Here is a 26,343-nt window from a genome sequence, read left to right as displayed (position 1 = left end):
TAAACGCGTGCGTCTGCCCCGACGCGGCGAGGTGAACCGAAAGGAAGACGCATGATGTTCAAAGCACTGGCGCGCGCCGCCCACCAATCCCTGCAAGCCCGCGCGGGCTGCAACATCCGCCACAGCCACGTTCACGAATTGCTGGCCGCGGCGTTCGGCTACAGAACCTGGGCCGCACTGACCGCAGACGCGCTGCTGGCCGACCACGGCGTCGGACAGGCCCCGCAGGACTCTGCCGAGCCGCAGATCACCGGCCGCGCACTGCAACTGCAGTACGGCCAAGCCGAGGCACTGGCTATGGCTGACGCCCTTGGCGAATTCATCGCCGACAAGCAGTTGAGGCGGGTCCGTTGGGCAACCCTGGCCCCACTGCTGCGCATGGCCAGGCGGTCCGAGGCACCCGGCGAGCACGAAGAGAACGGCGATGCGGATGAAGACCTGCAGGACTGGGACGATACCTCCCGCCTATCCGAGAACGCAAGCACCTTCCCCCGCGAACAGTTCCTGGCTTCGGGGCTTCTCCTGGAGAGCCTGGAGCAGGCTGCGACGAAAGATCCGCACGCACATCAGGTGCTGGCTGCCTTGTTCCGTTGCAGCAAGCCCAATACCTACCTCTACGAGGAGTCGCAAAAGGGACGCCAGCTCACCGCCAGTGAACGCGGCTGGGTCGAGCAGTACCTGCTGCTGGCGCCCCGGTACGCCCGCTACGAGGCGCACTTGAAGGCTGCCGCCGAAGCTGGTGTGCGCGCCGCCGCGCTGGAGTACGGAGTGGCCTTCGAGCGCCCGGAGTTCATCACGTTGGCCGAACGCCTGAACGGCGACGTCGACCCCGAGCAGATGGCACGGGTGGCAACGAGCCTCGAAGCCCGCACCCGGTGGCTGCGCCGGGCGGCCGAAGCGGGCTCTCACCGGGCATTGGAAGACCTTGCCGATCTCGGCGACTCATGGGCGCAAGAACGCGTGGCGCCCCTGGCCGGCCTGCACTGGTTGCGAGACGCTGCAGAGCGCGCCCTCGCCGAAGGCGATCCGGTGCGTGCCTGGATCTGGCAATGCGTGGCGCTGGCGCGCGGTGAGGACCTGACGCTCTCCACGCTGGCGGCCCGCCACGACGGCGGATCGAACGATGGCGAGTTCTACGACAGCGACTTCGGCGGGCCGCTGTACGTCGATGGCGACGAAGGACTTGCGCTACCTGAACTCGAACGCAACCAGCACGGCGAGGCGCAGGCGCAGGCGAAGGCGAAGGCGAAGGCGAAGGCCCAGGCTATCCTGCGCGCTTGAACGAGTTGGCATCGTAGGAACACGATGCCAAGCCGAAAACACAGACCCGAACCAGTAGCAGGACAATGCGACCATCGCTTCGCAGTCCTCCGTTGCCATGCCCGTCCACTTCGCCATGCTCCAGCTGTTCGATTCCGCCGAGGGCAGTCTCGCCGAGATCGAGCTGTCGCACCCGGACATGCCGAACGGCGAACGCCGCTGGCTCTGGATCGAGCCCAACTGGGTGACGCTGTTGCTCCCCATGATTGAAGGCACGGCCACGATGCGCGTGTTCGACGGTGCAGTCCTGACGCTCAACGGACTGCGAGGCGAGCTGCGCTGGCACAACGGAGGGCAAAACGCTCTATTGTCTGCCCCCGATGCCTCGCTGCGCCCCGAGTTCCGACGGCTGGTTCATCAGCACCTGAACTGAAAACCACTTCAGGTTCGGAGGCCAAAGACGTTCGCTCTCACTCGCCCCTTTGGTTATCCCGCCGCCCCCTGATCATCTGGGCCAGTGCCCTGAAAAACGGTTGCGCCGCACACATCGCAACGTTCTCACGGTTGTCCCAGGCACTTTGGATCCCGATCAGCCGATAGTCATAGGCGGAACCCTGTGGCGGCAGCCGTGTACCGAAGACAGGACCCCCGCTCATTCCGCCAATATCGAACTGTCGTTCCCATTCCGCGACGGACTCGAAATCGACCCTCGCGAATAGACGTGAATGCTTTGTCGGCAACAAGTCGCCAGGGCGTTCAGGCAGGTGCATCACGCGCACCGTGACATGGCTTTTCAGGGAAGGCCGGTCATGACTCAGGGTTGCGAACTGGGTTGGCAGGCCGACCAGCGTCCAGAACGAAAACTCCTCCAGATCCTCCGAGTCCCACTGCTCCTTCCGGACCGGAACGATGCCGCTCTTTTCGAGCGCGATCGACGCCATCGGATCCAAGAGGTACGCCCCGTAGTCCAGTCCATCCTCATGGAAGAAGAGGATGTCCTTATCGAGGTTCACGTCCACCGGGTATGCAGGGAACCCGTGGTCAGAGACCATCGAATCATCGATGGCCCAATCCGACAGGATCGAACCCAGCGCGACGGCTTGTCTCAGTTCTTCAAAGACATGCCCGGCCGTGATGGCGAGCAGGACGCCCTCAACATCGACCACGAAAGCGCTGAAGTTGTAGCGCTTCGGCTTTCCGCCATTGGACTCCCTGGCATGCTCACCGGAGTCCACGCAGGTCAGGTTGATGTAGTGCCGATGAAGGTTGTTCAAGTCTTGGTGATTCAGAATCAGTTCGTCCGCCACTGCTATCTCCTCTCAACGCCACCGCACTCAGCCACGATTCACGTTGCCAGGCCCCAGGTACTCCAGGGAGAATTTGCCGAGATCGTTGGTAGAGGTCGCGACGATCAAACCCATGGAACTGGGCGTCCAGCCGAGCGTCCCGACCTCCCGGAAGTCGGCCGTGAACACGCTTCGCTCCTTCCCCGGCCCGCCGCCAAGGCGCAATGGCGTGCCGGGTGGCATCGGGACGCCTTGCCACGTGATGGGACTCGTGTATTCGGTTGCGGCCCACGCTTGCACAGCCTGCGCGCCACCGGGGCCGTGGAAATCGAGCCACAGCGCGTGCGATTCCGGCGTTGGCCAGTTTGGCGCTGCGGACAATGCCTGCACTTCCTCCGAAGCAAGCCAAGCCATCAGGCCGCGCATCGAATCGAAGTTCGCCCCAGTGGAAGTGACGGCCTGGATGGCTGCCAGCCGCGATCCGAAGCCCGCCTGAATCAGGATTGCGGCAGCGACCACCAGCGTTCCCGTTTCCAGCGCTGCAACTGCATGCGCCCGCGGGTAGTCGGACAGCTTGACCTCATCCGAGAACAGATCTTCATGCGCCTCGGCACGCACCCGGACGGCCTCCATCGCCCAAGGCAGGTTGTAGACGAAGGCTTGCTCAATGAACTGGACGGACTGGTCGTTGTCCCCAGACGGGGCCCCGGACACCGGTTCCCCGAGAAGCCAGCGTCTAAGCAAGGGCTTCCAGCCGTCGATCAATCTCTCCGGGCGGAACGGCGAGATGCCAAACGCGATCTCGGCGAAGGCCGTGATCGCCGCGACCGCCTCTTCCTGATCGCCGACGCCGATGTTAACGTTGGCCGCCAGCAGGAGGCGCTCCAACTCAGGCGCCCGTTCGTCCAGCGCCTTTCCGGCGGCCAGACCCACGCCGGCCAGGAAGTACCCCCGCCGCTGTGTGGGCGTGCTGTTGCGCCAGATGTACTTGGCGCGGGCGCGCAGCCCTGCCGGCAACAGTTTCTGAACATCTTCGTTGTAGCGCGCAAGGCGCCGCTGGAACAGCGAAGCCACCAAGATCTCATCAAGCTTGGCCTCGACTTCGGCGTCCAGCACGTATGAATCGCCGAGCAAGCTGAAGATCGCGGTGTCCAGGCTTGCCAGATGCTGGTCCCATCGCTGCCTTGGGTCGCCGGCCTCTTCGGTCGACTCGGAGGCGAGCACCGGGAACTCCCACGCGGCCTGCCCCGCGACGTACTCGACCAGTTGGCCGGCGTCGCTGGACCCCAACCTTTTGCTCATCCGGCTGAGCAACGCTGCGACCAGCCGGAGCAGCCCGCTCTCCATCTCCCGACCCGCCTGGTTCGCGACCAGTTCCTGCCAGTCCTTACGACGTTGCCGCATGTTATCGAACATCGGATAAAGCACCAAGCCTTCGACATCGATGTAAGCACGCCCAGCCCGGCCGACGACATTGCGGAATTCCGAGGCAGCGAGGAGATCACGGCCGCGCCTCACCCCACGAAAGACCAGCGAGGTCGCGGCGAGGTTGAGTCCCTGGGCCAAGGTCGGCGATGACACCGTGACGCGAAGCACGCCCTCCCGCAACAACCGTTCGACTTCCTTGCGGTAAGGCGTGGGCAGCGCACCGTGGTGGACCGCCACGCCCAATTTCAGGCACGCAAGGATGTCGTGATCGGGCCCGAACCATTCCGTGCCGACGGCCAGTGCCGTGGCCAGCGCGGAGACCGGTTGTGCGAGCATCGAGTCGATGTGGCCACGCTTGTGCATCTCGATGATGGTCGCGGCCAGAGGAAGCACCGAACGGCGCATCGGACAGAAGACGAGGACGGTTTGACCCTCTTCCACCAGACGCCACGCGGTTGCGATGCACAATTCCCCCTGGTCGGCCGGGAACAACTTTCTGGCGCGTCCGCGGGTCGGTCTCTTCGGAACCACGAACTTCGGGATGAAGGGCTTTTCGTCCCCCACGCTCACGTTGAGCTGAGCATGCTGGCCTTTCCATTCGACCTCGCCGAAGCGCAGCCGGGTCGGACGCCAGTCGTCCTTGATCAACCCGTCGGGCTGGTCGCGCGTCAACCAGGCGGCGAAGTCCTCCAATTGGTGTCCATCCGGCAAGATCGCCGAGAGGCACACGATGCGCCGCCCGGCTGCGTCCGAACGCCGTAGCAAGCGCTGAATCTGAGCCTCGTAGCGCACCTCGCGCTCGCCCAGGCCGATCATGTGGCCCTCATCGAGCACCACCAGGCCGACGTCGTCCAACAGCGTCGGATCGCTGCGTAGCGCGAAGTCGAGCTTCTCGGGCGTGGCCACGACGATGTCGGTCGAGCGCAAGGCGTCGACGTCCGCGCCGCTGGCGCCGATGCTGCCGTACAGGCTCGATACGGACTTTCCCAACGGGGCAAAGGTGCGCCGCAGGCCGACCTCGGTCTGTGCAGACAAGGCCCGGAGCGGTGTGACGAAGACGATGCGCTTGCCCCGCGCCAGGCAGGCCAGGATGCACAGCTCCGCGATGCGCGTCTTACCCGCGCTGGTGGGCAGCGACAGCACGAGGTTCGTGCCGGCGTCGAGCACACGCCGCGCCGCCTGGAGTTGTGACGGCCAGAGCTCGACCTCGGACTTGCTCCTGCGGTAGAGCGAGGCGATGAAGAGCTTGCGCAGCCGGGCCCAGTCGCCAATCTCTGCGCCGGGCGGCCCGGAAAGCGGCAGGATCTTGTGGAAGCTGGTCTCCCAGAGGCCCCCCAGCAGATGGATCGCCAGGCGGTGACACCACCAGGCGGGCACGAGCTCGAGCTCGCCGGCGGCCTCGAGGCCGCGCTGCAGGCGCTCGCGCGCGAGCGACAACAAGGCTTCGTCGCCGCGTTCCAGGGCCAGCATCGCGACCGCCAGCGCGGCCATGAAGTTGTCCTCCAGAGCGACAAGCACGGCGCCAATCCGCTCGTCGGTCGCCCCCGCGCCGTCCGTGTCGTCGCCATCGGCCAATGTGTCGGGCCGGTCCAGCGCGGCAACGACCGCACCCTCGCTCCCTTGGCCCGAGGCGAACCATGCGCCGACGTCCCCGGCCAGGCCGTCGAGATCGCGGAGCATCAGCTTCGCCAGCCCCTTTTCCATCGCCGAGAAATTTGCCTCGGCCAGCCCCTGGTGCAGCAGCGAGTAGGCCCTCGCCGAGAAACGACCCAGGTGATAGGCCGCAGCCGCGACGAGGCGGTGGAAGTCGCGCTCCGCGCTGGCTTCGCCCCGCGCAACTACGGCTTCGAGCGCTTCGGCGGCCACCTCGAAGCTCTTGCGGGCTGTCTCGGCGTCGCCGCCCATATCGACATACCGCAGGCCGTGCTGCAACAGCGAGTACCCGTAGGACAGCAAGTCGTCCGACAGCTCACTACCGAAGTTGGGCGCTTCCTCCGGTAGAGCACCGTCGCGCCAGATCATCGCGCGCGCCTGGCCGCGGGCAAGCAGCCTGGCCCTGAATCCGGGCACCACGGCAGCGTCGATGTTGGCTTTCAGTTCCTCGAGCGTCGCGGCCATTACTTGCCCACCTTGCCGATTGCCGCGAAGACCGCCTTGATGAAGTCCTGGTGCCTATCGACACGAAGACCGACGTAGTGCTGCGGCACGGGGCCGGCATAGGACTGCAGGTTGGTTTTCAGAAGCTTCAGCGGGTCGTTGCCCGAGAATGTGAACAGCATGTGCGAGACCTGGGAGACGCGGATGCCATCCTTGAGCTGAGCCTTGTCCAGCGCATCGCCGAGAAACGTGTCGCCGGCTTGGTTCAAGCGGTCAGCGACGAACGCGAGCGCATGCGGCGACGGGAGCCCGCTGTTGGCGCAGAGCGCCGCCCTGGCCTCGTCGATGACGGCCGTGCGCATTCCTGCCCGGCTCTTGACCTCCGCCTTGAGGATCTTCAGGCTGCCGCTTTTCGAGTCGAAGTTGAAGGCCAGCACGTCTTCACCGCGCATCGACATGTTGCGATGGTCCTTCCAGCGCAAACGCTTGATGCCGAGATTGAAGGGAGTGGCCTCGTAAACATAGGCGTTGCACAGGATCTCGCCCAGATCGCCGGAGCGGATGGATGCCTGCGTCGGAAGCTTCTGCTCGACATGGGCGGCAGCGGCCGGCTTGCCCAGCTTTCTCAGCAGATCCGCGACGCGTTTCGGATCCGTGTAGTAGCCTGGGACGGCTTTCGCGATCGCGCCAATCGCATGTGCCTGCCCTCCGGTAGCAATACCCAGCCCGCGCAACTTGTGCGTCTGAACGGACTCCTCGGTTGCCACGCACCACTTCGCGAACTCCATCATCTCCTCCCATTGTTCTTGGTGATCAGCCGATCTGGGAACGCCCCTCGCCCGCAAGTTTCTCGGGTTTGAACTACGGCGTCCCCTTGCCCGGCACGATGTCGACGCCAATCCGATCGGCCAGATTCAGCAACTGCGCATAGGTCTGTTCTTCCTTCAGCAAACTGCGCGAATCGCCGACCTGATGCAGCGCGCCTTTCGGAATTCGGTCGCCAAACAGCATCACCGCGCGAGCCGAATCGTCCTGCCGGGAGATCCAGGACAGCCCCTGGATTTCTGGGTGCTGAGCGTGGAGGGCCTCGGCCCAGCGGCGCGTCGCCGGATACTGATCCTTCTCGGTATCGATGAGTTGCTTGCATTGCGCACCCAGCTTGCGCAATGCAACGCTGCTGAGGTCGGCGAGCTTCAGTTCGCGCTTGACCTTGACTTCGGAGTGCAATTGCCCCTCCAGCTCGCGCTGGTCGTAGTGCTTGAAGCCGGGTGCATGGGATACATCGTGGAACACGGACTCCATGGAGGCCGCCTCGAACGTGGCCGCGGCATAGAGAGTCGGAATGAGGTCGCCCTGGGCGTCGCGGATCGGGCTGAAGCGCGCGTTGCCCTTGAGGCCCGGATTGAACTGGTCGGCCTTGTACAGATCCTCATGCACACGGTGCAGCACCTGTTTGGCGGGCAATGCCCATGGCGTGATGTGAAGCGTGGCCGGTGGCGCCGGGGTTGCCGTGCCGTCGCCGCCAGTGGGAGGTGACGCGCTGGCGGCCAACGGGGCCTTGCGCGATTTAGGCATGCACGACGCCTTCCATCTCGTCACTGGCGGCGGCAATGACCTGCTCCGGCTGGATCGCCAGCACATCCTGCGGGCGCCGCCCCCCCAGGAAGCTGTTGGCCGAGAGAAACCAGTAAGCCAGCCCCCAGCCGTCCTTCTCGTCGCCACAGACCTCCAGGACAGACTTCAGGGCCTTGCGTGGCCTCCAGTCGGCTTCGGGATCCAGCCCGTAGCCGGGGAAGTAATCGACGCCGTTGTGGTGGATCGCGAAGATCTGCCGCTGGCGCTTCCATTTGTTGGGTTGTGTGCTCGGATTGGTCGCGCTCAGGCCGGCCAGTTCGGCCAGTTTGGCCGCGGTCAGCCAGTCCGCGCCTTCCAGCACGGCCTTGCGCGAGCGCGCGAGCATCGCCGCCTCCCGAAGCAGGGTCGGCTCGGGTGGAGCCTTGGGCACCACGGCGTTGACCAATGCTTTCAGGGTCTGCTCGTTCTGCTCGCGCAACGCCGCGTCGATAAACGACACGACGTTGGCTAACGTCTGCGCCAGCAGGCCCGCGTACTGGGCATCGGCCCGCGCCACGGGCAACACGATCACCCGTCGGCCTTGACCTTGACGAGCCGGCTTCGCACCTCGCTCGGGGTGCCCACCAGGGTAGCGAATGCTGCGGTGTCACGGATGGCGGTCATGGCTTATTCCAGGGAAAGATTATCTAGATTATCTCATTTTCCTCTACTTCATGTAATCCAATGAGCAGTGCAGAGCGTGCGGCATGCTCGGGCGAGAGGGATCGGAATCGCGGTAAAAACACCGGGACAAGGCTCGGTGCGAACGGTGCCGCTGGTGCTCGCGCACCCAACGCCACCGGGATTCAACCATCGATCCGGGTGCTTGCCGGATGGCTTCATACAGCCGGCGTTGCCAGCAGTCCGACAGGCGTACCCTCTCCGGCGAAGCGCGCCGGCAGTTTCGGCGCCGTCGGCGCTGGACGAAGCGCTTTGCGGGACGGACCGATAGCCCGGGACTGGCATCAACCCACCAGCCCCAGCGCGGCGATTACGGCCGCCGTCATCGCCTCGTTGTGCGCCTCCGGGACGTCGAAAGTCTCGTGCAGCACGTTCATCGACATGAACAGGCGCTGGAGCACGCGGCCGAGTTGCGCGGGATGGCGCAGCCGGTAGCCGGGCGGAAGGCGCCGGTCCTCCTCCTGCAGGTCCACGTCCACCAGCATCAGCAGGATGAGCTTGATCTGGTCGGGCTGCGGCAGGAGGAAGTGCAGCCAGTGGCTCCACTGCGCATTGACGGCCCGGAAGAAGCGCACGCACTCGGGAATCAGCAGCAGCGGACGCGGGTCGTCGTCGTAGCCCTCGACCTGCACCACCATGCGGCCCGCGAAGCGGTGAACCTGGACCGCATTGTCGCTGAACAGCATCAGACGCGCGACCGTTCCGCCCACTTGGCAGGTCTCGATGTTCGCGCGCGCGATGACGACGGCGAGGTCCGCGCCCTGCGCCGCCCGGTCGAAGCCCTCGGCGTTCGTGATCCTGATTTCCGTGACGAATCTCCTGTGTAGTCTCCGGCGCACAGCCACGCGGCGGCGAACCGTGGTCCGTGCGCGGAAGGCGTGGACCATCGAAGCGGCAGCGCCATCGCCACCACGTTCAGGATCCCCCGCCCCCGTGCCGATGCAAGCCCGACGCCGGTGATCCGCAGCCCTCGGGCGTCGTGGCGCCTGCTCGATAAAATGAGGGTCGGCGCAACGCTCAGCCCGCTGCCGCGCGGTGTGCCCAATCCCAATACACAGAGATCGAAAATCATGGCAACTGCGAAGAAAATCACCGCGCCAGCGCCTGCGAAGAAGGCCGCCAAGGCCCCTGCCACCGCCGGCATCCGTCCGGTCAAGGACACCTTCACCAAGAGCGCGCTGATCAATCACCTGGCCGAGCAATCGAGCGTCGAGCCCAAGGCCGTGAAGGCCGTCCTGGCCGCCCTGGAAGCCACCGTGCTCGGCTCGGTCAACAAGAAGGGCGCGGGCGGGTTCACGCTTCCCGGCCTGCTCAAGATCGACGTACAAAAGGTGCCTGCCAAGCCCAAACGCAAGGGCATCAACCCGTTCACCAAGGAAGAACAGGTTTTCGCGGCCAAGCCAGCCACCGTGCGCATCAAGACCCGCGCGCTCAAGAAGCTCAAGGACGCCGCGCTCTGATGCGATGCGACAGTAGCGGCCCGGTCAGCCGGGCTGCCCTGTCGGCATGACCCGTTCCGACCTGCACCGCCCTACCATGCGCTGCAGCCGTTGCCGCACCATAGAAAGGTGCTCGGGAAATCGCGTGACGTTGGGGTCGCTGGTTTCCCGGCCCCACCAGATGCCGGCGTAGTCCGAGACCGCGCCGTTGTAGCCGCAGTCCGGGCCGTCCTCCTCGAACTCCGCGCACAGGCGCCGCAGCGCTTCGCGGAAAGTCAGCCGACGCACGGCGACCAGCACTGCGGGGTTCCACACGACCCAGACGTTGCCCCAGAAATCGCGGACCGCGTCGTTGCCCGAGCACTCGAAGAACCTGTCGTAGGCCTCGCCCACGTCGAAGCGCCCCTCCGGCACCTTGATCCCCTCGGTCCAGCGCGCCGAGGGCGCAACCCAGGCCTCCAGCACACAGCCTCCCGCTCCGTACTCGCCGTACTCGCCGTACTCGTAGGCCACGGACAGCGATTCGCTCAGGCAGATCCCGGTGCCGGTGTAGCTGCATGATGCCGAGCGCCGAAAACCCTCCCGCAAGATGCGCCGCCCGCTCGCGCTGCGCGTGCCATGGAAGAGCGGCCCCAGGCGGCCATCGGTATTGGTGTCCATGCCCGGAGCTTCCCAGCGGAGCCCCCCGGTGCAAGGTCGCCGCCCACCGCGTCAATCATCGAAAAGCCTGAGCTGGGCAGCCACTTTCGGTTGCGGCGCCTGACGCACCACCGGCCTGCGCTCGGGCCGCGCATCGCTCTTGTGCGCCCGAGCGGGATGGGGCACGGCGGGGGAAACGGTATCGGTGCGCTGCGGCTCGGGCTCGCGCGCCTGCCGCGCCTCGATGCGCCGCCGCCAGCCGCCCAGCACATGGGCTGGCGTGTACCAGCGGCTCCAGACCTCGTTGCTCAACGAATTGCCGTGCAGCACGATGGCCGGAATATGCAGCAGCGAAGCCTGGAGATAGGTCATGTGGACACAGCACAGGTCGATGTCGATGCAGGTTGCATGCATCGCGCCCTGGTAGTTCAGCCCCGCCTGCTGCAGAGCATCGGCCATCGCGATCACCATGCCGCCCGCACCGGAGGCTGGCTCCAACACGTCGAGGAAGCCCTTCGCCCTGACCTCAGCCCCGTCGCCGACCAGCATGCGCGCCATCATCTGGGACACATGGTAGGGCGTGAAGAACTGCCCCGCCCGGTCATTGCCCAGTTCGAGCTGCATGTAGACTACTCCGAGCACGTCGCCCAGTCCGCCCGCGGCATAGCGCTGTTCCATCGCGAAGGTCAGGTGTCCCAGCATGCGTGGGAAGCTCTCGAATACGTCGCGCGGATACCTCTTCGCGATCTGCAGGTAGCGCGCCTCGCGTGCGTCGAACTGGCGCCGGTCCACCGCGTTGCTGAACGACAGGCAGGACAGCTCGACGAAATCCGAGAACACTCGTGCGGGTTCCAGCGGTGAGCGGTCTTTCGGATCAGTTGCAGCAGTTCCTTGGTGTGGTCGGTACCGTCCAGGTCCATCGCCATCCTTTCGCACCCGCCCATGCGAGTCGTCCAGAACAGCATCCCGCCCGGCAGGGCCGGATCAACGGCACCGCCCGGCCGCCAGGCAGCAGCCGATGCGAGCCCCCAGCCTTCGGCCGCCAGCCAGGCAGGTGGCATAGCGCGATGGAAGCGCACCCGTGCCCAGTAGCGCCGTGCGCGGGCGCGCGCGGCCTTGCGGTGGTTGCGGCTGCCGCTCGGCATGGCCCGCCGGGCAAGTTCATCGTCTTTCAGCCAGTCTCCGTTCGGAAACACCTTACGGAGCCGTGCTCACCCTGCAAGGGCACATCTGCCAGCGTTGCTGCGGCGTCGTCCGGCCTACTCCACAAATGAAGGATTCAACAGATCGATCCCTGCCCCCTTGCACTTGATCCACGGGCCGCCGGGATGCTCCTGGCCATCCCAGGCCGCGAGCGCCGCAAGGGCATCGGCAGCATGCTCGTAGCAATACCGGCGCTCATATCCTTCAAAGTTCAGTCCGACCACGAGGCCGGTCGTGAAACTGAAGCGATGCAAGCCACACACAGCAGTGCCGATGACGCGGAGTTGAATGTAGCCTTGCGAAACTAGGAAGGCTTCGAGTTCAGCTGTCGGGCCGTCTTCCTGAACACGTCGGCGAACGCGCTTCAACATGTGCTTTCCTGGGAAAACGGAGGACGGCGGAAGGAGCTTTGTACTGCGGCGGAACCGCTCACTCGACGATGGGCACCGGCTCGCGGTCCTCGAACGCCGACTGCACCGCCTCGACGACGCGCAGGGCCAGCGCCTTGTCTTCGAGCACTGCGTACTCCCTTGTCAGCTTGCCGGAGACCCGCCATCCGTTCTCCTTGATCGACCGGATCATGCGCACGGCGTCCAAATCGGGCATCTCCAGCACGTCCTTGATGCGGCGCTGCGCGACCTCGAACCGGATCAGCACGCGCGCCTCGTCCGCCATCTCGTGCCGGATCGTGTGGGCAACAAGCTGGGCCGTGTAGACCGCGTGCTCCGTGAGATCTGGGTAGCGCCAGGCCGCACCAGCGTCCTCGTAGGCGTCGAACACGAGGTTCGAGCGCACGCTGTCTTCGTAGGTGAGCATCTCCCCGAAGCGGTGGGCATCGTCGTAGCGCCGCATGAAGGGGCGCGAGAACACCTCCAGGACGCGGTCGTATCCATGGCCGAACTCCCGCACGCCGGTGATGGTGGCCGACACGGGAAGGATCACGCCCGCGGGAATGGCCCGATCGCGCTGCAGCGTGTCGTTGATGAGAAAGCGGTGGATGCGTCCGTTGCCGTCGCTCATCGGGTGGATGTAGACGAAGCCGAACGCGATGACGGCAGCGCGCGCCAGCGCCTCCCGTCCGCGCGTCGCCTGCTCGAACGCCTTGAGTCCGTCCAGCATTCCGTCCAGCGAAGTGAAGTCCGGGCCGATGTAGTGGACGATGTCGTCGCGAATGGTGGCCTGACCCACGAAGACCGGCGATTGGCGCACGCCGAAGCGAAGCGCGGTTTCGCCGAGGATACCCTTCTGCAGCACGGTGAGGCTGTCGATGCCCAGTGGCTCCTCGAGCTTGCCGCAGTGCTCGGCCATGACGTGGGCAAACCGCTTGATGCGATCGGTCTTGTCCGCCTCGTGCTCGATCAGGAAACTCGCCCGCGACTCCTTGAGCGTGAGCCACGCTGCGGCGCGCATAAGCACGTCCTCGCCGAACTGGCGGTCCAGCTCGGCGATCGCCCCGAAGGGATCGAACTGCAGCGCCTGGCCGAGGGCCGGGGTACGGCGCACGAGCGGACAGAACGCCGGGGTGCCCGGCAGGTTGTTGTTGATGCGCCAGCGCCGTTCCCGGACAGCCTCGGTGCGCGTCAGATAGGCGTCTGCGGCGATGGCGTCGACATAGGTTCCGGCGGTCAGGTCCGGCACATCGAGCCGGTGCCCGGTGAGCCACTCGTAGAAGAAGCCGGCACGGCGTGCGTACTGCCCGAAGGGCTCAGCCCGGCACCACTGCTCCAGCGGCTCCGGCCCACAGGCTGCGAACAGCCGCGCGAAGAACTCGAGGTGGATCTCCTCGTATTTCAGGCCGAACTCGAAGTGACCGGCGAAGCTGTCCGTCGGCCGGTAGACGGCCTGGTACTGGTTCAGGATGCGCTCGGGCGACTCTCGCACCGAGCGGGTGGTGCCGATGGTCGATTCCACCCGCAGGGGCTGTACCAAGGCGATGCCGTACTGAGCCTTCAGGGCCTTGAATCCAATCTGCATGTTACAAAAATCCCCTTAATCACCACGAAAAATGATGATGATCAACTCCGTTGGAGCAAAAACACTTCGGCGTATGGTTACATAAATACGCCTACAACCCAAGAAAAACAATGCCCAATGGCCGACACGATGGAAAAATACTTCCGCACAAGCCGATGGCAGGGAGCACTACCGATCGGTGATAGCTTGAAGCGACCGGCCAGGTCAATGCCAACGCCGATGCCGATACCACCAGAAATCCCCCGCAGACCGGGGCGCTTGCGCGGCACTCCTTCGGAAACGCCAACTGCTGCGCCGCGGCTGCGCTCACACTGGGGACTCCCTCGCTTCCCTTGCGGAAGACTTCCCCGCTCCGGCTGGGCGTAGCAGTCGTTACCTGCCTCTACGGGATTCGCCGCCATCTGAGCGACAACCCGGCTGACAAAGGGATTCCGAGCGATCCCAGTCCCCCTTCGCCGTCGGCCAGCCCACCATGGCTGCACGTCGGCGGCTTCTTCATTTCCCGCCACCCCTGCGGTGGCCAAGCAGTGGGCGAGTCGCCTGGGTCTTCAGGCCCAACCCCCGCCCTCCCTTTGACAGGAGAATTCACATGCAAGCAGAGATGCTCCAGGCAGCCCACCGGCGGCCTGAGATTGAACGCACCCGCGTGGCAGTCGCCCTGCCACCGGATGCGACCTCCTCCGGCGAGGCGCTTTTCGTGCCGATCACCTGGGAAGATACGAACGACGACGGGGCGGGACGGCCCCGGATCCTGCGGGATCCGCACGGTGCGCTGCCCAGCTTCACCAGCCGGAGGCTGATCGGCTTCCTCTGCCAGGACCGGGCCACGCGCACGGTTGATGGCAATCTGAAGCTCTGGTACGGGGAGGTCAGCCCCGAAGACTACCTCCGGCTGTGGCGCGAGGCCCTCAAAAGCCCCCTGACGCCAGCGCAGCTGGCCGAGCGGCATGGCCTGTGCCTTCGCGTCACGCTGTGCGCAACCCTCGACAGGGTGCGCGGCATGCGCTGCCCCTGGCCGAATGCTCCATTCGAGACCTTCGAGCATCTGGAGGCCTTCTATGGAACGCGGCTGATCCACATCACGGCTGAAGCCGGCGAGACACGCTTCGGGCTCTCGCTCGACCTGCGCGAGCCCGAGGCCGCGCGCCATGCGTTCTACGTTGAATCGCTGCTGGCCCAGACCGGGGACACGCAGGCCGGGATCCGCGTGACGCTCGGGCGCGTGGCCCAGCCCCCGCACCGCCTGCCTGTCTTCGACTGGCAGGCCAACCTGTTCGAGGAGGCCACGCCATGAGCCACCGCGTCGAATACCAGTGGGCCGCGTTCCACGTGCCAGGCGCTCTACACGAACAATCAATCCCATGCCGACGAACAACGACAGGACGGCCCGTATGGAGTCGAGGAAGGAATCGACCGGCATCAGAATTTCCTTCCTACAGTGATCGTTCCGTAGACCGGGATTTCTTTTTGTCCCCGGAATTCGCGTGTGCGGTGGTAGCGGGCTATCGCGATGCGCCAGTTGCCTTGGGTAATCGCGACGCCGTAGCCGACATCCGCCACGAGTGGCCGCTTATCAACGCTATGGCCGGACTTGAAGGTATTGCCATCCAACGTGATGTCGTGCAGAACCCAGCGAGCGTCTAGCGCCACGAAGAGGTGGCCGTTCCAGTTGCTGCCAGCGGTCGTGCGCACGGGCGAGGTGTTCTCTCCGGCAGGCCGTAGCGGTGCCGTACCTAAATCATCAGGCAGGCGCAGCCCATAGCGCAGTTCTCCACCGACATTCGCGTAGGTGGCGAAGTTACCGAAGCTGCCACCCCAGTGGCGGGTCAGATCCCAGCCCCAACCGCTGACTGTTGATTTCCACGCAGAAGTGACCCACTATTGATCCGGCGGGAATTATTCATGAGGCCGCATAGGCGACATGCTTGTCGCCAAAGTACTTCCGGACCCGCTCTGGCGTGTTCTCCAACATCGTCATGTGTTCTGTCGCCGCCGCGCGCAGCTTGGCCTTGGTTCGCACCGGAACCTTGCTGCCAATCGCATGCTTCAAATCGGCATTGAGCCGCTCCTCTGGGTTGAGTTCGGGGCTATAGCTGGGCAGGTAGAACAACTCAATGTCCTCTTTGCGCTGGGCCGACCACTCCTTGACAGGCTTGCTGTGGTGCACCCTCAGGTTGTCCAGAATCAGGAATATCTTCTTGCCCTGTGACTCCTTGATCAAGGCCTGCATGAACTCGATCAGTTTGTCTGAATTGAACGCCTCGTCAATGATCATCCAGCGCGTTTTGCCCTGGTTTGTGACGGTGGCAATCATGGAGAGTTTTTGCCGTGTGCCACCCACTGCCCGCGTCACCGGCGTCTGGCCTGCTGGTGCATAACTTCTGCCACGCACATCTGTGTTGACCAAGGCCGTTTCATCACCCCAATGGATCTCTGCGCCTTCACGCTTGGCCCTGGCCTCGATGGCGGGGTATTCATCTTCGAGCCAGGCCTGGACGGCCTCAGGCCTCTGCTCGTAGGCTTTTTTGATCGGCTTTTGCGGCGTAAAACCCCAGCGCGCCAGATAGTCGCCCACCGCCCGCACGGATAGCTTGAGCCCCAGGTCGCGTTCGATGAGTTCGCGCACTGCGGGCCGACTCCAAAGGGCGAACTCCATCTTGATCTGCTCTGGGCGCTTGTCGATGATGGTCATTCGAATGACGCGCTCTTGCTCAGCGCTCAGGCTGCGTCCACTGCCCAGCTTCTTTCCCCTGGCGTTAGGCTTGAGTGCAGCCGCCCCGCCTTGCTCGAACAGGCGCAGTGCAGTGTTGACCCCAGACCAACTGAGCCCAGTTTGCTCAACGATCTGCATCACGCCAACACCTTTTCGATGCAAGCGGATGACCTGCTTGCGACGCTCATGCAGTACTTCCCGCGACTGCTTGCGTGCATCTTCTTTTTCCATGAACTTTGGAGTCATGAAATCAATACAAGTTCATGAATAAATCATGCCTGGTCTATAACCCCCAGGATTTCCATCTAAATCTGATCCACGTACTAACCCTAACCTGCTGCTTTGCTGAGCAGCAGGAGACCAGGAGTGATAGACGTGGCAACACTGAGTGTCATCAGGCGCTGGGCCCTGCGAGAGCAGCTGTCCATCCGGGAGATAGCCCGCCGCACGGGCCTCTCGCGCAACACCATCCGCAAGTACCTGCGCGCAGGCGAGGCCGAGCCGCACTACGCCAAGCGGGTCAGTCCTTCCAAGCTCGACCCCTTTGTCTTGAAGCTCGCCGGCTGGCTCAAGACGGAGGCCGGCCGATCCAACAAGCAGCGGCGCACCGTCAAGCAGATGCATGCCGATCTGCAGGCGCTGGGCTATACCGGCTCCTACAACCGGGTCGCGGCCTTTGCCCGCCTCTGGCAAGAACAACGCCTGGTGGCCCAGCAGACCACGGGGCGCGGCACCTTTGTGCCGTTGGCCTTCGGCCCCGGCGAGGCGTTCCAGTTCGACTGGAGCGAGGACTGGGCAGTGCTGGCAGGTGTGCGCACCAAGCTGCAGGTGGCTCACTTCAAACTCAGTCACAGCCGGGCGTTCTACCTGCGCGCCTATCCGCTGCAGACGCACGAGATGCTGTTCGATGCCCACAACCATGCATTCGCAGTCCTGGGTGGCGTGCCCCGCCGTGGCATCTACGACAACATGCGCACCGCTGTAGACCGGGTGCGCCGTGGCAAGGAGCGCGATGTCAATGCGCGCTTTGCGGCCATGGTCAGCCACTTCCTGTTCGAGGCCGAGTTCTGCAATCCCGCGTCGGGCTGGGAGAAGGGCCAAGTGGAGAAGAACGTGCGCGATGCCCGCCATCGCCTGTGGCAGGTGGTGCCGCCATTCCCAAGCCTGCCCGATCTCAATGCCTGGCTTGAAGAGCGCTGCGTGGCGCTGTGGCACGAGATCGAGCACGGCAAGCTGCCGGGCACCGTCGCGGATGTCTGGGCCGCGGAGCGGGCTGCCTTGATGCCGGTACCGCGTCCCTTCGATGGCTTTGTTGAGCACACGAAGCGAGTCTCTCCCACCTGCCTGATCCACTTCGAGCGCAACCGCTACAGCGTGCCGGCGCCATTCGCCAACCGACCCGTGAGCCTGCGGGTCTACGCGGATCGCCTGGTGGTCGCTGCCGAAGGCCAGATCATCTGTGAACACCAGCGCCTGATCGAGCGCAACCACCATGGCGCTGGGCAGACCGTCTATGACTGGCGCCACTACCTGGCGGTGCTGCAGCGCAAGCCCGGGGCATTGCGCAATGGCGCTCCCTTCCTGGAACTGCCAGTGGCCTTCAAACGGCTGCAGACCGCCCTCTTGAAGCAGCCAGGCGGCGACAGAGAGATGGTGGAGGTGCTGGCACTGGTGCTGCACCACGATGAACAAGCTGTGCTCGCTGCAGTGGAGTTGGCACTGGAGTCTGGGGCTGCCAGCAAGACCCATATCCTGAACGTGCTGCACCGGCTGCTAGACGACAAGCCTGCTCCAGCACCGGTCACATCGCCCCAGGCCCTCAAGCTAGCGGTGGAACCCCAGGCCAACGTGCTGCGCTATGACCAATTGAGGGAGGTGCGCTATGCGTCATGACCCCGCCATCGCTTCCATCGTGATCATGCTGCGCGAGCTCAAGATGCACAGCATGGCCCAGGCGGTTGCGGAGCTGGCCGAGCAAGGTGCACCGGCCTTCGATGCAGCACAGCCCATCCTGTCCCAACTGCTCAAGGCTGAGACCGCCGAGCGGGAGGTGCGCTCGGTGGCCTACCAATTGAAGGTGGCCAGGTTCCCGGCGTACCGGGACCTGGCTGGGTTTGACTTCGGCCACAGTGAGGTGAACGAGGCACTGGTACGCCAGCTGCACCGCTGCGAATTCTTGGAGAACGCCAACAACGTGGTGTTGGTGGGTGGCCCGGGTACGGGCAAGACCCACATCGCCACAGCCCTCGGGGTGCAAGCCATTGAGCACCATCACCGCAGGGTGCGGTTCTTCTCCACGGTGGAGCTGGTCAATGCACTGGGAGAGGAGAAGGCCCAGGGCAAGCCGGGGCAGATCGCGCACCGCCTAGCCTATGCCGATCTGGTGATCCTGGATGAACTGGGCTACCTGCCATTCAGCACGTCAGGAGGAGCCTTGCTGTTCCACCTGCTGTCCAAGCTGTACGAGCGCACCAGCGTTGTGATCACCACCAACCTGAGCTTCAGCGAATGGGCCAGTGTGTTCGGGGATGCCAAGATGACCACGGCGCTGCTGGACCGACTCACGCATCACTGCCATATTCTGGAAACCGGCAACGACAGCTATAGGTTCAAGAACAGCTCCGCACAGCAACCACCACAGACCACCAAGAAGGAGAAGGCGACCAAGAACTTATCCACAACTTGAGCATGAAGTTCACGAACCGGGGTGGGTCAGATCGAGATGGAAATGGTGGGTTACGGTTGCATGGAAATCAACACTTTGTACTTGCGCCAGGTTCGGCTTGCAGCGCTCAAGCGCCTGCAACGCTCCCTTGCGATCGGTCAGATCGGCCGCGCTCACCGCAACCGCGTGCGTCAACCGGATAGCCCTATGGTCGATCCGGCCCAGACCCAGGCGAACGGCAGCCGACTCGTCGCGCCGGGCCCTGCAGAGTCACCGTAGGCGGACAGACCGCGTCTGCCTTGCGCTCCAGCACTTGCCACCTGCAACTGGCTGCGTCTGACGCCGGTTTCCGCGAGTGCGGCCTCGTTCTCCTCGCAGAGCGCGTACGGCACGCCATACTTCGATCGCTTCCCATGGACATCGCGTCCATAAAGCCTTCATCGGCGGCTGCGGCTGCCCTGAAGTCCAGCTTCGCTGGCGTCGCAGTCGATACCTGCCCTCGAGTTCCCCGGCTTCGTCCGGGGTGGCTGCCTTGGCAGCCATGAGTTCCTGTCGGCCTTCGGGCCGACGCATGCACATGGTCGACGGCCCCGGGGTCGCCGGCCACCGAGCGAAGGTCCTTGCCGCAAGGCACCGGGCCTTCACATCCCACGCCAGCCCCAAGGCTGGCACCAAGCCGCTTCGCATCCGCGAGGCACACCCGAACGGGGACCCCAGTCCCCGCCAGGGTTGGGCGTTCCCCTTTTCATCGAAGGAGAACGCCATGTTCGCTGCCTTTGCAGCCAGAGAGTCGCACCGCATTCAGGTGCTGTTGGGTGGATCGGGTCTCACCCGCCCGGCCCCCTTGCCGCAGCCCAGGCTTGCGGTACTGCTGCGTCCCCTGCCCTGCCTCGGCAAGTGCGGGGGCCGCCCGTGTGCGGACTGCCGCGAGGCAGCTTGACCATGCCGGTCGATCTGTACCGCCGGCGCATCGCCGCCACCGTGGTCGAACTGGCCCGGGAGGATCCCTTCCTGGTCAAGGAGGTCATCGCCCGTCTGCGCGCAGCGGGCGAAATCGAAGCCGACGATCTGGTCTACCTGGACCGGATCGCCGACCGCTGGATCGGCATCGCCGAAGCCAACGCCCGGCAGGAAGCCTCAACGCACGCGCGTCAAGCGCGCGGGTAGCGAGGCACCCTTCGCCTGGGCCATGGCCGAGGCGATCTTGTCCAGCAGTTCCGGGCGGTCCTCGGCCAGCGTGCCGGCCCATCGGGCCAGCGCCTGGTCGAGATCGTCCTGCGTTCGCGCCCCATCGACGTCGATGCCGACTCTTCGGAGTTCCTCGATTTCGGTGGGCGTGAACCGGAGTGAATGGCCTGCACGAAGCATGTGTGGGCTTTCGAAAGCGGTGGAATGCCAGCTTAGCAGGCCAACACATCGCCACAACCCTGGGAGACTGACGCCTCCCATTGGGGCATGGCGCGTGCATCCCGCAAGCAAGGAGAAAAACCATGACCGTGAACGCATCCCGCGCCAAGCCAAGGCGCAGTGCCATCGGCATCGAGGAAGAGCGCGCCTGGGTATCCTTCTACCGGCGTGCCGGCAAGGATCCCGCGATCGCGGCGGAAGTGCTGGCCCAGTTGGACAGCGATCCCGAGATGAAGCGCGAGCACTTGGCACTGTACCTGTGCTGCCGCGAGTCGCTGCGCCTGCACCAGGCGCGCGAGGCGCGCAACCAGCGGTTCGGCCGGTTCGTGCGCTGGCTGCTCGGCGGCCTGTTCATCCGGTTTCCGGCAAATGTGCGGCGCGCATTGGGACGTGGAAGCGACCTCGCCGCAGCCTGCCTGCCCGAGGAGCATTCCGAGCCTGCCACGGCCCAGATCCAGCGTCTGGCGAAAAGCCCGAAGGTACGTGCCGCCCGCGCGGCATTCAAGGCACCCTCCATCAGCGAGAAACCCGCCTCCCCATCGGCGGATTCGGCAATGGTGGATTCGGCGCCCCGAGCAGCTCAAGCCACTGGCTGAGCCATGTATCCCATTCCCCTGGCCGCGTGGCTAGGGGAATGCGGTGCTTCGCCCCATGGGCAGGCTAACGGCCCAATTTCTTGCGGCAGGCTCACGCCGCCAGGCAACGCGCGACCTCCCGGTCGATCATCCAATGGAGGAACTGAGTATCCTGCGACACGCCCCAATAGTGCGCCTTGCACTTCGCCACATACGCATCCAGATCCGCACGCGTGCGGATACCGGCAGGCTCGATGTCTGTCAGCCAACGGAAATACTCGATTTCCTTCTGCGTCAAACGGATCTGGGAAGCCAGGCGGATCATGGAGAAATCTCTTGATGGTCACCATGCTGACGCAAAACAACGTGCTTGAGGACAAATTAATGGTCCTTGATCAAAAAATTTCCTGAATGGCAGCAGAGTGATTTTCGAGTGTCACGGGACTGCCATATGCCATGCCTCCGGCTTTCCAGATGTTGGCGAGTGGCCACGTTTCGGCGCATTTCCCATCCGGCCCCGTGAACAAACACCCGCCACCGTCACGAATTCCAGCCGACACAGGTTTTCCCCCTTGTGATGCGGCAAACCCAGGGGCACAGTCCCAATACCGGTCGAGGGCCTGATCAGGGCCTCCGGTCGCTTGCTCACGTCACAGCCCATCCAGCCAAGACCATCATGCCGACAGCCGTTGCGCACCTCCATCAGACTGCGGACGCCATCCCCTCGGCGACCGGCGCTGCACTGCATTTCGATCAAGGAGAGCGATGTGGAAAACGCGCTCACAACCTCCTATCCGCGAATAGCACTGCTGGGTGCGCCGTGCATCTACCGCTTCATCGCCGCGAGCAACTCTCGGCGCCTCGCATGGGAATCCCATCGGATTCTCTTGTATAGCGGCATGGTATTTGCGAAGCCCACAAGGCATCCCAGAACCCGTGCGGCATTGCCACACAAGGAAGGAAACATGCACACCCATTGCATTGAGCAATTGCGCGGACTCGCCGAGCCTCTGGCGGCTCTCTCGCTGACCCACCTGACACCCACCACCCGACAAAAGCTGCACGCAGACGATCTGTCCGTCAATGCCTACCCCACCGACTTTGGAGGCTTCGTATACGTAGGCTCGCCGCGCTACCGCATGCCTGCGGAGTCCGATCTTGCAAAGATTTTCGAGGCTGCAGAGCAAGCTGGCATCGTCTGGCTCAAGTTCGATAGTGAAGCGCCGACTGTTAGCGGCCTGCCGACCTTCACGCCCCAAGACACTATCCTCTGAGGCCCCCCGTTGCCAGCGCACTGCGGCCGGAGTGAACACCTTGACCTCTGTCACTCCATGGGCACGGCGTCGGCATCTACCCGCAAAGCCTCCAGGTCGATCACTGCATCGGCCATGCCGGCCAACTCGGTCGTCTGAGAGACGAAGAACTCCCGGTGGTAGCCGCCCAGTCGCAGCACCTCGCGCTTCATCGCCCCGAACATGCGCTTTCGGTCCGGGTCGAGGGCCCCGTCTGCTTCATCCGAGAACAGGGTCTCGTAGCGCCGTTCTCCAGCCTGCGCCAAATACAGCGCCACCGCCCGCACCAGGCATTCGTTGATCCAGACCCGCTCCCCTCCGCTCATCAGCCGCACACTCTTGCTCTCCCCTGAATCGGCGTCATGCACCAGGATGTCGAAGTCCTCCCGTTTCTCGCCCTTGGCCGTCTCCCCCTGCGTGAGGATGGAGACCGTGAAGCGCGGGCCGTAGCACGCCAGCAGCAGGTCGTTCGCCAGTCCCGACAAGGCCGGCCCCGCATCGTCGATCGCCAGCGCAATCAGACCATCATTGCTCATGCACCGCGCCAGCAGGGTCCAGTCGCCCATCGCGCTCTCGATCCGCAGGGCACGCCGGCGCGCCGCAGCCTGACGTTGTGCCAGGGCATCCAGCTGTTGACGCAGCGCCGCCAGGCTCTCCAACTCCTTCAAAGCGTCTACGTGCGAGCGCTGTGCATTGCCATGCGCGGCGATGGCGCGATCGCGTGCCGACTCGGCAATGACCAGTTGCTGGGGATCAAAGGGTTCCGGCAAAGTGCTCAGGACGGCATCCAGCCGGGCCAGCGCCTGCTTCAGCAGGTCGGACTGCTGCGTCCGCCGTGCGTCAATGGCCTGCATGGCGGCGGTAATGGCATCCCGCTCCTCCCGCTCGCCAACCGCTTCGGCCGAGGAATCGTCCCTCTCGGGATCTCCAAGGCCGTCCAGTTCGGCCTGGACCTCGGTCAGGCGCTGGCGCGCGACCTGAATCTCTTCCGCCTTCGCCGCCAGCAGGGCAAGTCGCGATGCGCGGCTGCTAGCGCGCTCCTGGCGATGCTCGGCGGCTTCCAATTGGCCGCTCGCGGCTGACAGCGACTGGACACGCGCCTTGACGGACCGGCCCTCCCGCTCGACCTCCGCCTTCTCGTCGCCCAAACGCCGCAGCACCGCATCGGCGCTGGGAATCAGCGCCTGCGCCTCCCGCGCATCGGCCAGCAGCTGGCAAACTCCCTGCAGCGGCATCCCGGCGCACGGCACCTCGGCGGTCAGGCCCAAACGGCGCCTGAGTGCCTGCGCCTGCAAGACAGCCTGCCCTGCCTCTCGTTCGATACCCTGAACCCGCTGCACAAGGATGCGCAACTGGCCCTTGGCCTGCTCCCACTCCGCCACCTGGTCTCGGCGATGACGCGCACGCTCGGTGCGCAGTTCCAGCAACTGCTCTGCCAGCGGCAAACGCCGCAATGCGTTGTGCACCAGGTGCTCCTGCTCCAGCAAGGCATGGCACCGGCTCCGTACGTTCTCCAGCCGTTCTCGGCGCTGCAGGGCCTGCGCCCGCCGCTGCACAACGCGGCGCGTGAGCCGGTCCAGCCGCTGGCGTGCATCCTGTTCGCGACCCGCCAGGTCCTGCAGAACCACTCGGCCCGCTCCCTGCGCAGCTTCCCGCTCCTGCAACAACTGGCCTCGCCGCGCGTCGGCCTCGCGCGCCTGCTCGCCCTGTGCCGCGGCCCGGGCGTGGGCCTGGCGCGCCTCCTCCAGCGCCGACGCCGCCGCTGCCGCCGCCGCCTGCGTCCGGGCGGCACGCGCCGGCGCATCGGCGGCATCGACCCGCGCGCGGGCGAGCCGTTCTCCCTCGGCGTCCAAGGCAGAGGCCTCCTGGCGCAGCGCTACCAGCCCTGTCTTCAACAGCTTGGCGGTCTCACCGGCCTTGCGCCCCAGCTCGCGGATATGCTCCTGCCCCAGCAGGTCGGCCAGCAGCGTTTTGATCTCCGCGTTGCGGTAATCGCTGAGCTGGCGCTTGCACTGTGCTCCGAAGACCGACGTGAAGAAAGTATCGGCGCTGCCGCACAGGTGCTCCACGCAGCGCGTATAGGTGTCCACCTTGCCGTCCGACACCGTGCCATCCTCCAGTGTGACGGGGTGCCATGCGCCCGCATCGGAGAGTGCGAACAGGAAGGCCTCCGTCCGGCGCCGACCGTTGGGCCGGATCACGATCTGGGAACGATAGCTTTGGCCTTCGAGCGCCCAAACCAGATCCTTCTCGTTCTCCGGAAGGTAAACATGGTCGTAGTAGCTGAAGCCGCCCGCGCCCGCTGCGGACGCGCGCGAGGGCATCGTGAGGTACGGGTGCATGTTGTCGAGCACCGTGGTCTTGCCGCGCCCGTTGGCACCCACGATGGCGACCAACTCGGCCCCATCGCACAGGGCCTCGAAGTCCAGGGTCAAGGCATCCAGGCCCAGGCCATCCCGGATCCCGCGAAACCCCTTGAGCGTCAGAGAAAGTAGTTGCATGGCGAAGTTCTCCATGGGTTTGACGCACCCAGTTTCCCGTGAGAGCCCGGGGAAGCAAGGGCTTGAGCGCCGTGGCCGCCCCTCCCCGGCACTCTGGCAAGAGGATGATCGAGTTATGCTGAAAAATTCCTTTTGCGTTCAATGGCTTATCGAAATCGACAAGAGAGGTAAAATCGTCCGTCAAGGATCCTCCCTCCCACCGCCATGAACACGCTCAATCGCATCAAACGCTCCGTCGCCAACCGCAGCGACGATGTGCTGCTGCGCAGCGAGTTCGACCAGTTCGGCAGTGCCGCGCAGGTGGGCCGCGCACTGCGCGAACTGGTGCTGGACGGCACGCTGGTGCGCCTGGGCCTGGGCGTCTATGCCAAGGCCAAGCCAAGCGTGCTGACGGGCAAGCCGATTCCGGTGCGGCCGCTGGAAGTCCTGGCCCCCGAGGCGCTGAACAAGCTGGGCGTGACCGTCATGGCCAGCCGCTTGACCGAGACGTACAACGCCGGACACAGCACCCAGGTGCCTGCGGGCATCGTCTTCAACGTCGGCCGACGCCGCATCGCCCGCAAGCTGGGCTTCAACGGCAAGGCGATCCAGTACGAACACGCATGAGGGTGCTGGCACCGCAGCGGCGGGAACTGATCGAGGCGCTCGTCGCTGAAGCCACTTCCGGCGGAATCACTGCGGGCCTGCTGGAAATGGACGAGCACCTGACAGATGCGTTGCGGGCCCTGTTCGCCTTGAGGCTTGAGGGTGTGCAACTATTGTTCTGTGGTGGCACCAGCCTGTCCAAGGCCTACGGGCTGATCGAACGCATGTCCGAGGACGCGGATCTGAAGGTGGTACTGCCGGATGCGGGCCAGGCCCCCCGCGCCGAGATCCGCCGCCGCCTTTCCGCGCTGAAAGCCCAGGTGGCCGAAACGCTGGCCGGGATCGGCCTGGTCGAGGACAAGGGCAAAGAGCTGGCCTTCAACGAGAACCGGTACTTCTGGAGTGAGTGGAGCTATGCGCGGCACTATGCATCCGCCGCGGGGCTGCGCCCTCACCTGCAGATCGAATTGACGGCACGCACTCCGGTTCTGCCTCCGCAGGTGCGCCGTATCACCACGCTGGCCGACCAGCTCGCCGGCCGCTCCGATCAAGCCTTCGAGGTCCCGGTGGTCGCCGTAGCCGAAACGGTCGCGGAGAAAGTCCTGTCATTCCTGCGCCGCTACGCACAGCATCGCGCCGGGCTCATGCGCCAGGCCTGGGACACGGCCCTGGTCCGGCATCTCTACGACGTGCATTGCATCCGCCAACGCCAGCCTGAGATGCTGAGCGCGGCGCGGCGGGCCTTTCCTGCGCTGGTCGCGGGCGACCAGAAGGAGTTCGGCACCCAATTCCCGGACTTTGCCACGGCCCCTCGCCAGGTGCTGAGCGGCGCGCTGCGGCAGGCCCGTGCGGACGCGAAGATCCAGGCGGAGTTCACCGGCAACCTGCTGCCGCTGGTCTATGGGGGCGGCACACCGGCATTCGCGCAGGCTTTCGGCGACTTCGACGCAGTCGCCGAAACGCTGCTGGAAGTGCTGCCGTAGC

The 26,343-nt window shown here is 64.7% G+C and carries 25 protein-coding genes and 2 pseudogenes; 11 read left to right on the top strand and 16 right to left on the bottom strand.

Annotated features, from left to right (window positions below; genetic code table 11):
- Positions 1-51: 51 nt before the first annotated feature.
- Complete coding sequence (locus PQV96_RS07380; RefSeq protein ID WP_273624916.1) at positions 52-1,281, top strand: hypothetical protein; 1,230 nt, start codon at positions 52-54, stop codon at positions 1,279-1,281.
- Positions 1,282-1,396: 115 nt separating this feature from the next.
- Positions 1,397-1,693, top strand: coding sequence for a hypothetical protein (locus PQV96_RS07375; RefSeq protein ID WP_242638251.1), 297 nt, complete (start codon positions 1,397-1,399; stop codon positions 1,691-1,693).
- A gap of 37 nt (positions 1,694-1,730) precedes the next feature.
- Here PQV96_RS07375 and PQV96_RS07370 read toward each other — a convergent pair whose 3' ends face one another.
- From PQV96_RS07370 to PQV96_RS07345, 6 genes are all read right to left on the bottom strand, one after another.
- Complete coding sequence (locus tag PQV96_RS07370; RefSeq protein WP_273624915.1) at positions 1,731-2,567, bottom strand: hypothetical protein; 837 nt, start codon at positions 2,565-2,567, stop codon at positions 1,731-1,733.
- A 27-nt stretch (positions 2,568-2,594) separates the two neighbouring features.
- Positions 2,595-6,092 carry a DEAD/DEAH box helicase gene (locus tag PQV96_RS07365; RefSeq protein WP_273624914.1) on the bottom strand — a complete coding sequence of 1,166 codons (3,498 nt, stop codon included), beginning with the start codon at positions 6,090-6,092 and terminating at the stop codon, positions 2,595-2,597.
- Positions 6,092-6,859, bottom strand: coding sequence for a Hachiman antiphage defense system protein HamA (locus tag PQV96_RS07360; protein WP_273624913.1), 768 nt, complete (start codon positions 6,857-6,859; stop codon positions 6,092-6,094). The genes PQV96_RS07365 and PQV96_RS07360 overlap by 1 nt, the downstream gene beginning before the upstream one ends.
- 73 nt (positions 6,860-6,932) lie before the next feature.
- Positions 6,933-7,646, bottom strand: coding sequence for an RES family NAD+ phosphorylase (locus PQV96_RS07355; RefSeq protein WP_082836390.1), 714 nt, complete (start codon positions 7,644-7,646; stop codon positions 6,933-6,935).
- Entirely contained in the window at positions 7,639-8,217 is a 579-nt protein-coding gene (locus PQV96_RS07350) for a hypothetical protein (RefSeq protein WP_273624912.1), read from the bottom strand. The genes PQV96_RS07355 and PQV96_RS07350 overlap by 8 nt, the downstream gene beginning before the upstream one ends.
- A 433-nt stretch (positions 8,218-8,650) precedes the next feature.
- Positions 8,651-9,253 (bottom strand): hypothetical protein, encoded by a 603-nt coding sequence (locus tag PQV96_RS07345; protein WP_273624911.1) that lies wholly within the window; start codon positions 9,251-9,253, stop codon positions 8,651-8,653.
- A gap of 183 nt (positions 9,254-9,436) precedes the next feature.
- Here PQV96_RS07345 and PQV96_RS07340 point away from each other — a divergent pair, with 183 nt between their 5' ends.
- Positions 9,437-9,826 (top strand): HU family DNA-binding protein, encoded by a 390-nt coding sequence (locus PQV96_RS07340; protein WP_063460626.1) that lies wholly within the window; start codon positions 9,437-9,439, stop codon positions 9,824-9,826.
- A 24-nt stretch (positions 9,827-9,850) separates the two neighbouring features.
- On the opposite strand, the gene PQV96_RS07335 is transcribed toward PQV96_RS07340, so the two are convergent.
- From PQV96_RS07335 to PQV96_RS07320, 4 genes are all read right to left on the bottom strand, one after another.
- The gene (locus tag PQV96_RS07335) at positions 9,851-10,465 is read right to left on the bottom strand and encodes a hypothetical protein (RefSeq protein ID WP_273624910.1); all 615 of its coding nucleotides are present in this window, start codon (positions 10,463-10,465) and stop codon (positions 9,851-9,853) included.
- Between the two features lie 51 nt (positions 10,466-10,516).
- Positions 10,517-11,284: an N-6 DNA methylase gene (locus PQV96_RS07330; protein ID WP_082836422.1), complete on the bottom strand. Its 768-nt coding sequence runs from the start codon at positions 11,282-11,284 to the stop codon at positions 10,517-10,519.
- A 419-nt stretch (positions 11,285-11,703) separates the two neighbouring features.
- Positions 11,704-12,018 (bottom strand): hypothetical protein, encoded by a 315-nt coding sequence (locus PQV96_RS07325; RefSeq protein ID WP_063460627.1) that lies wholly within the window; start codon positions 12,016-12,018, stop codon positions 11,704-11,706.
- 58 nt (positions 12,019-12,076) lie between these two features.
- Positions 12,077-13,621 carry a Fic family protein gene (locus PQV96_RS07320; protein ID WP_273624909.1) on the bottom strand — a complete coding sequence of 515 codons (1,545 nt, stop codon included), beginning with the start codon at positions 13,619-13,621 and terminating at the stop codon, positions 12,077-12,079.
- 589 nt (positions 13,622-14,210) lie between these two features.
- On the opposite strand from PQV96_RS07320, the gene PQV96_RS07315 reads away from it, so the two are divergent.
- Positions 14,211-14,915 (top strand): hypothetical protein, encoded by a 705-nt coding sequence (locus tag PQV96_RS07315; protein ID WP_273624908.1) that lies wholly within the window; start codon positions 14,211-14,213, stop codon positions 14,913-14,915.
- 125 nt (positions 14,916-15,040) lie between these two features.
- Here PQV96_RS07315 and PQV96_RS07310 read toward each other — a convergent pair.
- Positions 15,041-15,466 (bottom strand): annotated as a pseudogene (locus PQV96_RS07310) (lipid A-modifier LpxR family protein); the annotation flags it as partial.
- 55 nt (positions 15,467-15,521) lie between these two features.
- Positions 15,522-16,565: an IS630 family transposase gene (locus PQV96_RS07305; RefSeq protein ID WP_012435376.1), complete on the bottom strand. Its 1,044-nt coding sequence runs from the start codon at positions 16,563-16,565 to the stop codon at positions 15,522-15,524.
- 135 nt (positions 16,566-16,700) lie between these two features.
- Here PQV96_RS07305 and istA point away from each other — a divergent pair, with 135 nt between their 5' ends.
- Together istA and istB are read left to right on the top strand one after the other, a co-directional pair.
- Positions 16,701-18,227 carry an IS21 family transposase gene (istA, locus tag PQV96_RS07300; protein ID WP_273624907.1) on the top strand — a complete coding sequence of 509 codons (1,527 nt, stop codon included), beginning with the start codon at positions 16,701-16,703 and terminating at the stop codon, positions 18,225-18,227.
- Positions 18,217-19,020, top strand: a complete 804-nt coding sequence (gene istB / locus PQV96_RS07295) for an IS21-like element helper ATPase IstB (protein ID WP_273624906.1) — start codon at positions 18,217-18,219, stop codon at positions 19,018-19,020. The genes istA and istB overlap by 11 nt, the downstream gene beginning before the upstream one ends.
- Before the next feature lie 69 nt (positions 19,021-19,089).
- On the opposite strand, the pseudogene PQV96_RS07290 reads toward istB, so the two are convergent.
- A pseudogene (locus PQV96_RS07290) lies at positions 19,090-19,194 on the bottom strand (IS5/IS1182 family transposase); the annotation flags it as partial.
- A 747-nt stretch (positions 19,195-19,941) separates the two neighbouring features.
- On the opposite strand from PQV96_RS07290, the gene PQV96_RS07285 reads away from it, so the two are divergent.
- On the top strand, positions 19,942-20,166 hold the full coding sequence (locus PQV96_RS07285) for a hypothetical protein (RefSeq protein ID WP_063460634.1): 225 nt from the start codon (positions 19,942-19,944) through the stop codon (positions 20,164-20,166).
- On the opposite strand, the gene PQV96_RS07280 is transcribed toward PQV96_RS07285, so the two are convergent.
- Positions 20,137-20,367, bottom strand: a complete 231-nt coding sequence (locus PQV96_RS07280) for a hypothetical protein (protein WP_060984120.1) — start codon at positions 20,365-20,367, stop codon at positions 20,137-20,139. The genes PQV96_RS07285 and PQV96_RS07280 overlap by 30 nt on opposite strands.
- A gap of 122 nt (positions 20,368-20,489) precedes the next feature.
- Here PQV96_RS07280 and PQV96_RS07275 point away from each other — a divergent pair, with 122 nt between their 5' ends.
- Entirely contained in the window at positions 20,490-21,002 is a 513-nt protein-coding gene (locus tag PQV96_RS07275) for a hypothetical protein (protein ID WP_063460635.1), read from the top strand.
- Positions 21,003-21,093: 91 nt separating this feature from the next.
- Here the strand turns inward: PQV96_RS07275 and PQV96_RS07270 are convergent, their stop codons facing one another.
- Positions 21,094-21,306 (bottom strand): hypothetical protein, encoded by a 213-nt coding sequence (locus PQV96_RS07270; RefSeq protein WP_273624905.1) that lies wholly within the window; start codon positions 21,304-21,306, stop codon positions 21,094-21,096.
- Between the two features lie 640 nt (positions 21,307-21,946).
- Between PQV96_RS07270 and PQV96_RS07265 the strand changes: the two genes are divergently transcribed.
- Positions 21,947-22,255: a DUF5983 family protein gene (locus PQV96_RS07265; RefSeq protein WP_060986526.1), complete on the top strand. Its 309-nt coding sequence runs from the start codon at positions 21,947-21,949 to the stop codon at positions 22,253-22,255.
- Positions 22,256-22,305: 50 nt separating this feature from the next.
- On the opposite strand, the gene PQV96_RS07260 is transcribed toward PQV96_RS07265, so the two are convergent.
- Complete coding sequence (locus PQV96_RS07260; RefSeq protein WP_273624904.1) at positions 22,306-24,774, bottom strand: DNA repair protein; 2,469 nt, start codon at positions 24,772-24,774, stop codon at positions 22,306-22,308.
- A 204-nt stretch (positions 24,775-24,978) separates the two neighbouring features.
- Here PQV96_RS07260 and PQV96_RS07255 point away from each other — a divergent pair, with 204 nt between their 5' ends.
- Entirely contained in the window at positions 24,979-25,380 is a 402-nt protein-coding gene (locus PQV96_RS07255; RefSeq protein WP_063460636.1) for a DUF6088 family protein, read from the top strand.
- Positions 25,377-26,342 carry a nucleotidyl transferase AbiEii/AbiGii toxin family protein gene (locus PQV96_RS07250; protein ID WP_063460637.1) on the top strand — a complete coding sequence of 322 codons (966 nt, stop codon included), beginning with the start codon at positions 25,377-25,379 and terminating at the stop codon, positions 26,340-26,342. Before PQV96_RS07255 ends, PQV96_RS07250 begins: the two co-directional genes overlap by 4 nt.
- The last annotated feature ends 1 nt before the right edge of the window (position 26,343 follow it).

The organism is Acidovorax temperans (assembly GCF_028596105.1).
In the GTDB taxonomy this organism is placed as follows: Bacteria; Pseudomonadota; Gammaproteobacteria; order Burkholderiales; family Burkholderiaceae_C; genus Acidovorax; species Acidovorax temperans.
This window is presented reverse-complemented; position numbering and strand designations above follow the sequence as displayed.

What these genes read in the sequence shown, in the direction of transcription:
- PQV96_RS07380 (WP_273624916.1), top strand. Translation starts at nt 52, where the DNA reads ATGATGTTCAAAGCACTGGCGCGCGCCGCCCACCAATCCCTGCAAGCC.
- PQV96_RS07375 (WP_242638251.1), top strand. Translation starts at nt 1,397, where the DNA reads ATGCTCCAGCTGTTCGATTCCGCCGAGGGCAGTCTCGCCGAGATCGAG.
- PQV96_RS07365 (WP_273624914.1), bottom strand. Translation starts at nt 6,092, where the DNA reads ATGGCCGCGACGCTCGAGGAACTGAAAGCCAACATCGACGCTGCCGTG.
- PQV96_RS07360 (WP_273624913.1), bottom strand. Translation starts at nt 6,859, where the DNA reads ATGGAGTTCGCGAAGTGGTGCGTGGCAACCGAGGAGTCCGTTCAGACG.
- PQV96_RS07355 (WP_082836390.1), bottom strand. Translation starts at nt 7,646, where the DNA reads ATGCCTAAATCGCGCAAGGCCCCGTTGGCCGCCAGCGCGTCACCTCCC.
- PQV96_RS07345 (WP_273624911.1), bottom strand. Translation starts at nt 9,253, where the DNA reads ATGGTCCACGCCTTCCGCGCACGGACCACGGTTCGCCGCCGCGTGGCT.
- PQV96_RS07340 (WP_063460626.1), top strand. Translation starts at nt 9,437, where the DNA reads ATGGCAACTGCGAAGAAAATCACCGCGCCAGCGCCTGCGAAGAAGGCC.
- PQV96_RS07335 (WP_273624910.1), bottom strand. Translation starts at nt 10,465, where the DNA reads ATGGACACCAATACCGATGGCCGCCTGGGGCCGCTCTTCCATGGCACG.
- PQV96_RS07325 (WP_063460627.1), bottom strand. Translation starts at nt 12,018, where the DNA reads ATGTTGAAGCGCGTTCGCCGACGTGTTCAGGAAGACGGCCCGACAGCT.
- PQV96_RS07320 (WP_273624909.1), bottom strand. Translation starts at nt 13,621, where the DNA reads ATGCAGATTGGATTCAAGGCCCTGAAGGCTCAGTACGGCATCGCCTTG.
- PQV96_RS07315 (WP_273624908.1), top strand. Translation starts at nt 14,211, where the DNA reads ATGCAAGCAGAGATGCTCCAGGCAGCCCACCGGCGGCCTGAGATTGAA.
- PQV96_RS07305 (WP_012435376.1), bottom strand. Translation starts at nt 16,565, where the DNA reads ATGGAAAAAGAAGATGCACGCAAGCAGTCGCGGGAAGTACTGCATGAG.
- istB (WP_273624906.1), top strand. Translation starts at nt 18,217, where the DNA reads ATGCGTCATGACCCCGCCATCGCTTCCATCGTGATCATGCTGCGCGAG.
- PQV96_RS07285 (WP_063460634.1), top strand. Translation starts at nt 19,942, where the DNA reads ATGCCGGTCGATCTGTACCGCCGGCGCATCGCCGCCACCGTGGTCGAA.
- PQV96_RS07280 (WP_060984120.1), bottom strand. Translation starts at nt 20,367, where the DNA reads ATGCTTCGTGCAGGCCATTCACTCCGGTTCACGCCCACCGAAATCGAG.
- PQV96_RS07275 (WP_063460635.1), top strand. Translation starts at nt 20,490, where the DNA reads ATGACCGTGAACGCATCCCGCGCCAAGCCAAGGCGCAGTGCCATCGGC.
- PQV96_RS07270 (WP_273624905.1), bottom strand. Translation starts at nt 21,306, where the DNA reads ATGATCCGCCTGGCTTCCCAGATCCGTTTGACGCAGAAGGAAATCGAG.
- PQV96_RS07265 (WP_060986526.1), top strand. Translation starts at nt 21,947, where the DNA reads ATGCACACCCATTGCATTGAGCAATTGCGCGGACTCGCCGAGCCTCTG.
- PQV96_RS07260 (WP_273624904.1), bottom strand. Translation starts at nt 24,774, where the DNA reads ATGCAACTACTTTCTCTGACGCTCAAGGGGTTTCGCGGGATCCGGGAT.
- PQV96_RS07255 (WP_063460636.1), top strand. Translation starts at nt 24,979, where the DNA reads ATGAACACGCTCAATCGCATCAAACGCTCCGTCGCCAACCGCAGCGAC.
- PQV96_RS07250 (WP_063460637.1), top strand. Translation starts at nt 25,377, where the DNA reads ATGAGGGTGCTGGCACCGCAGCGGCGGGAACTGATCGAGGCGCTCGTC.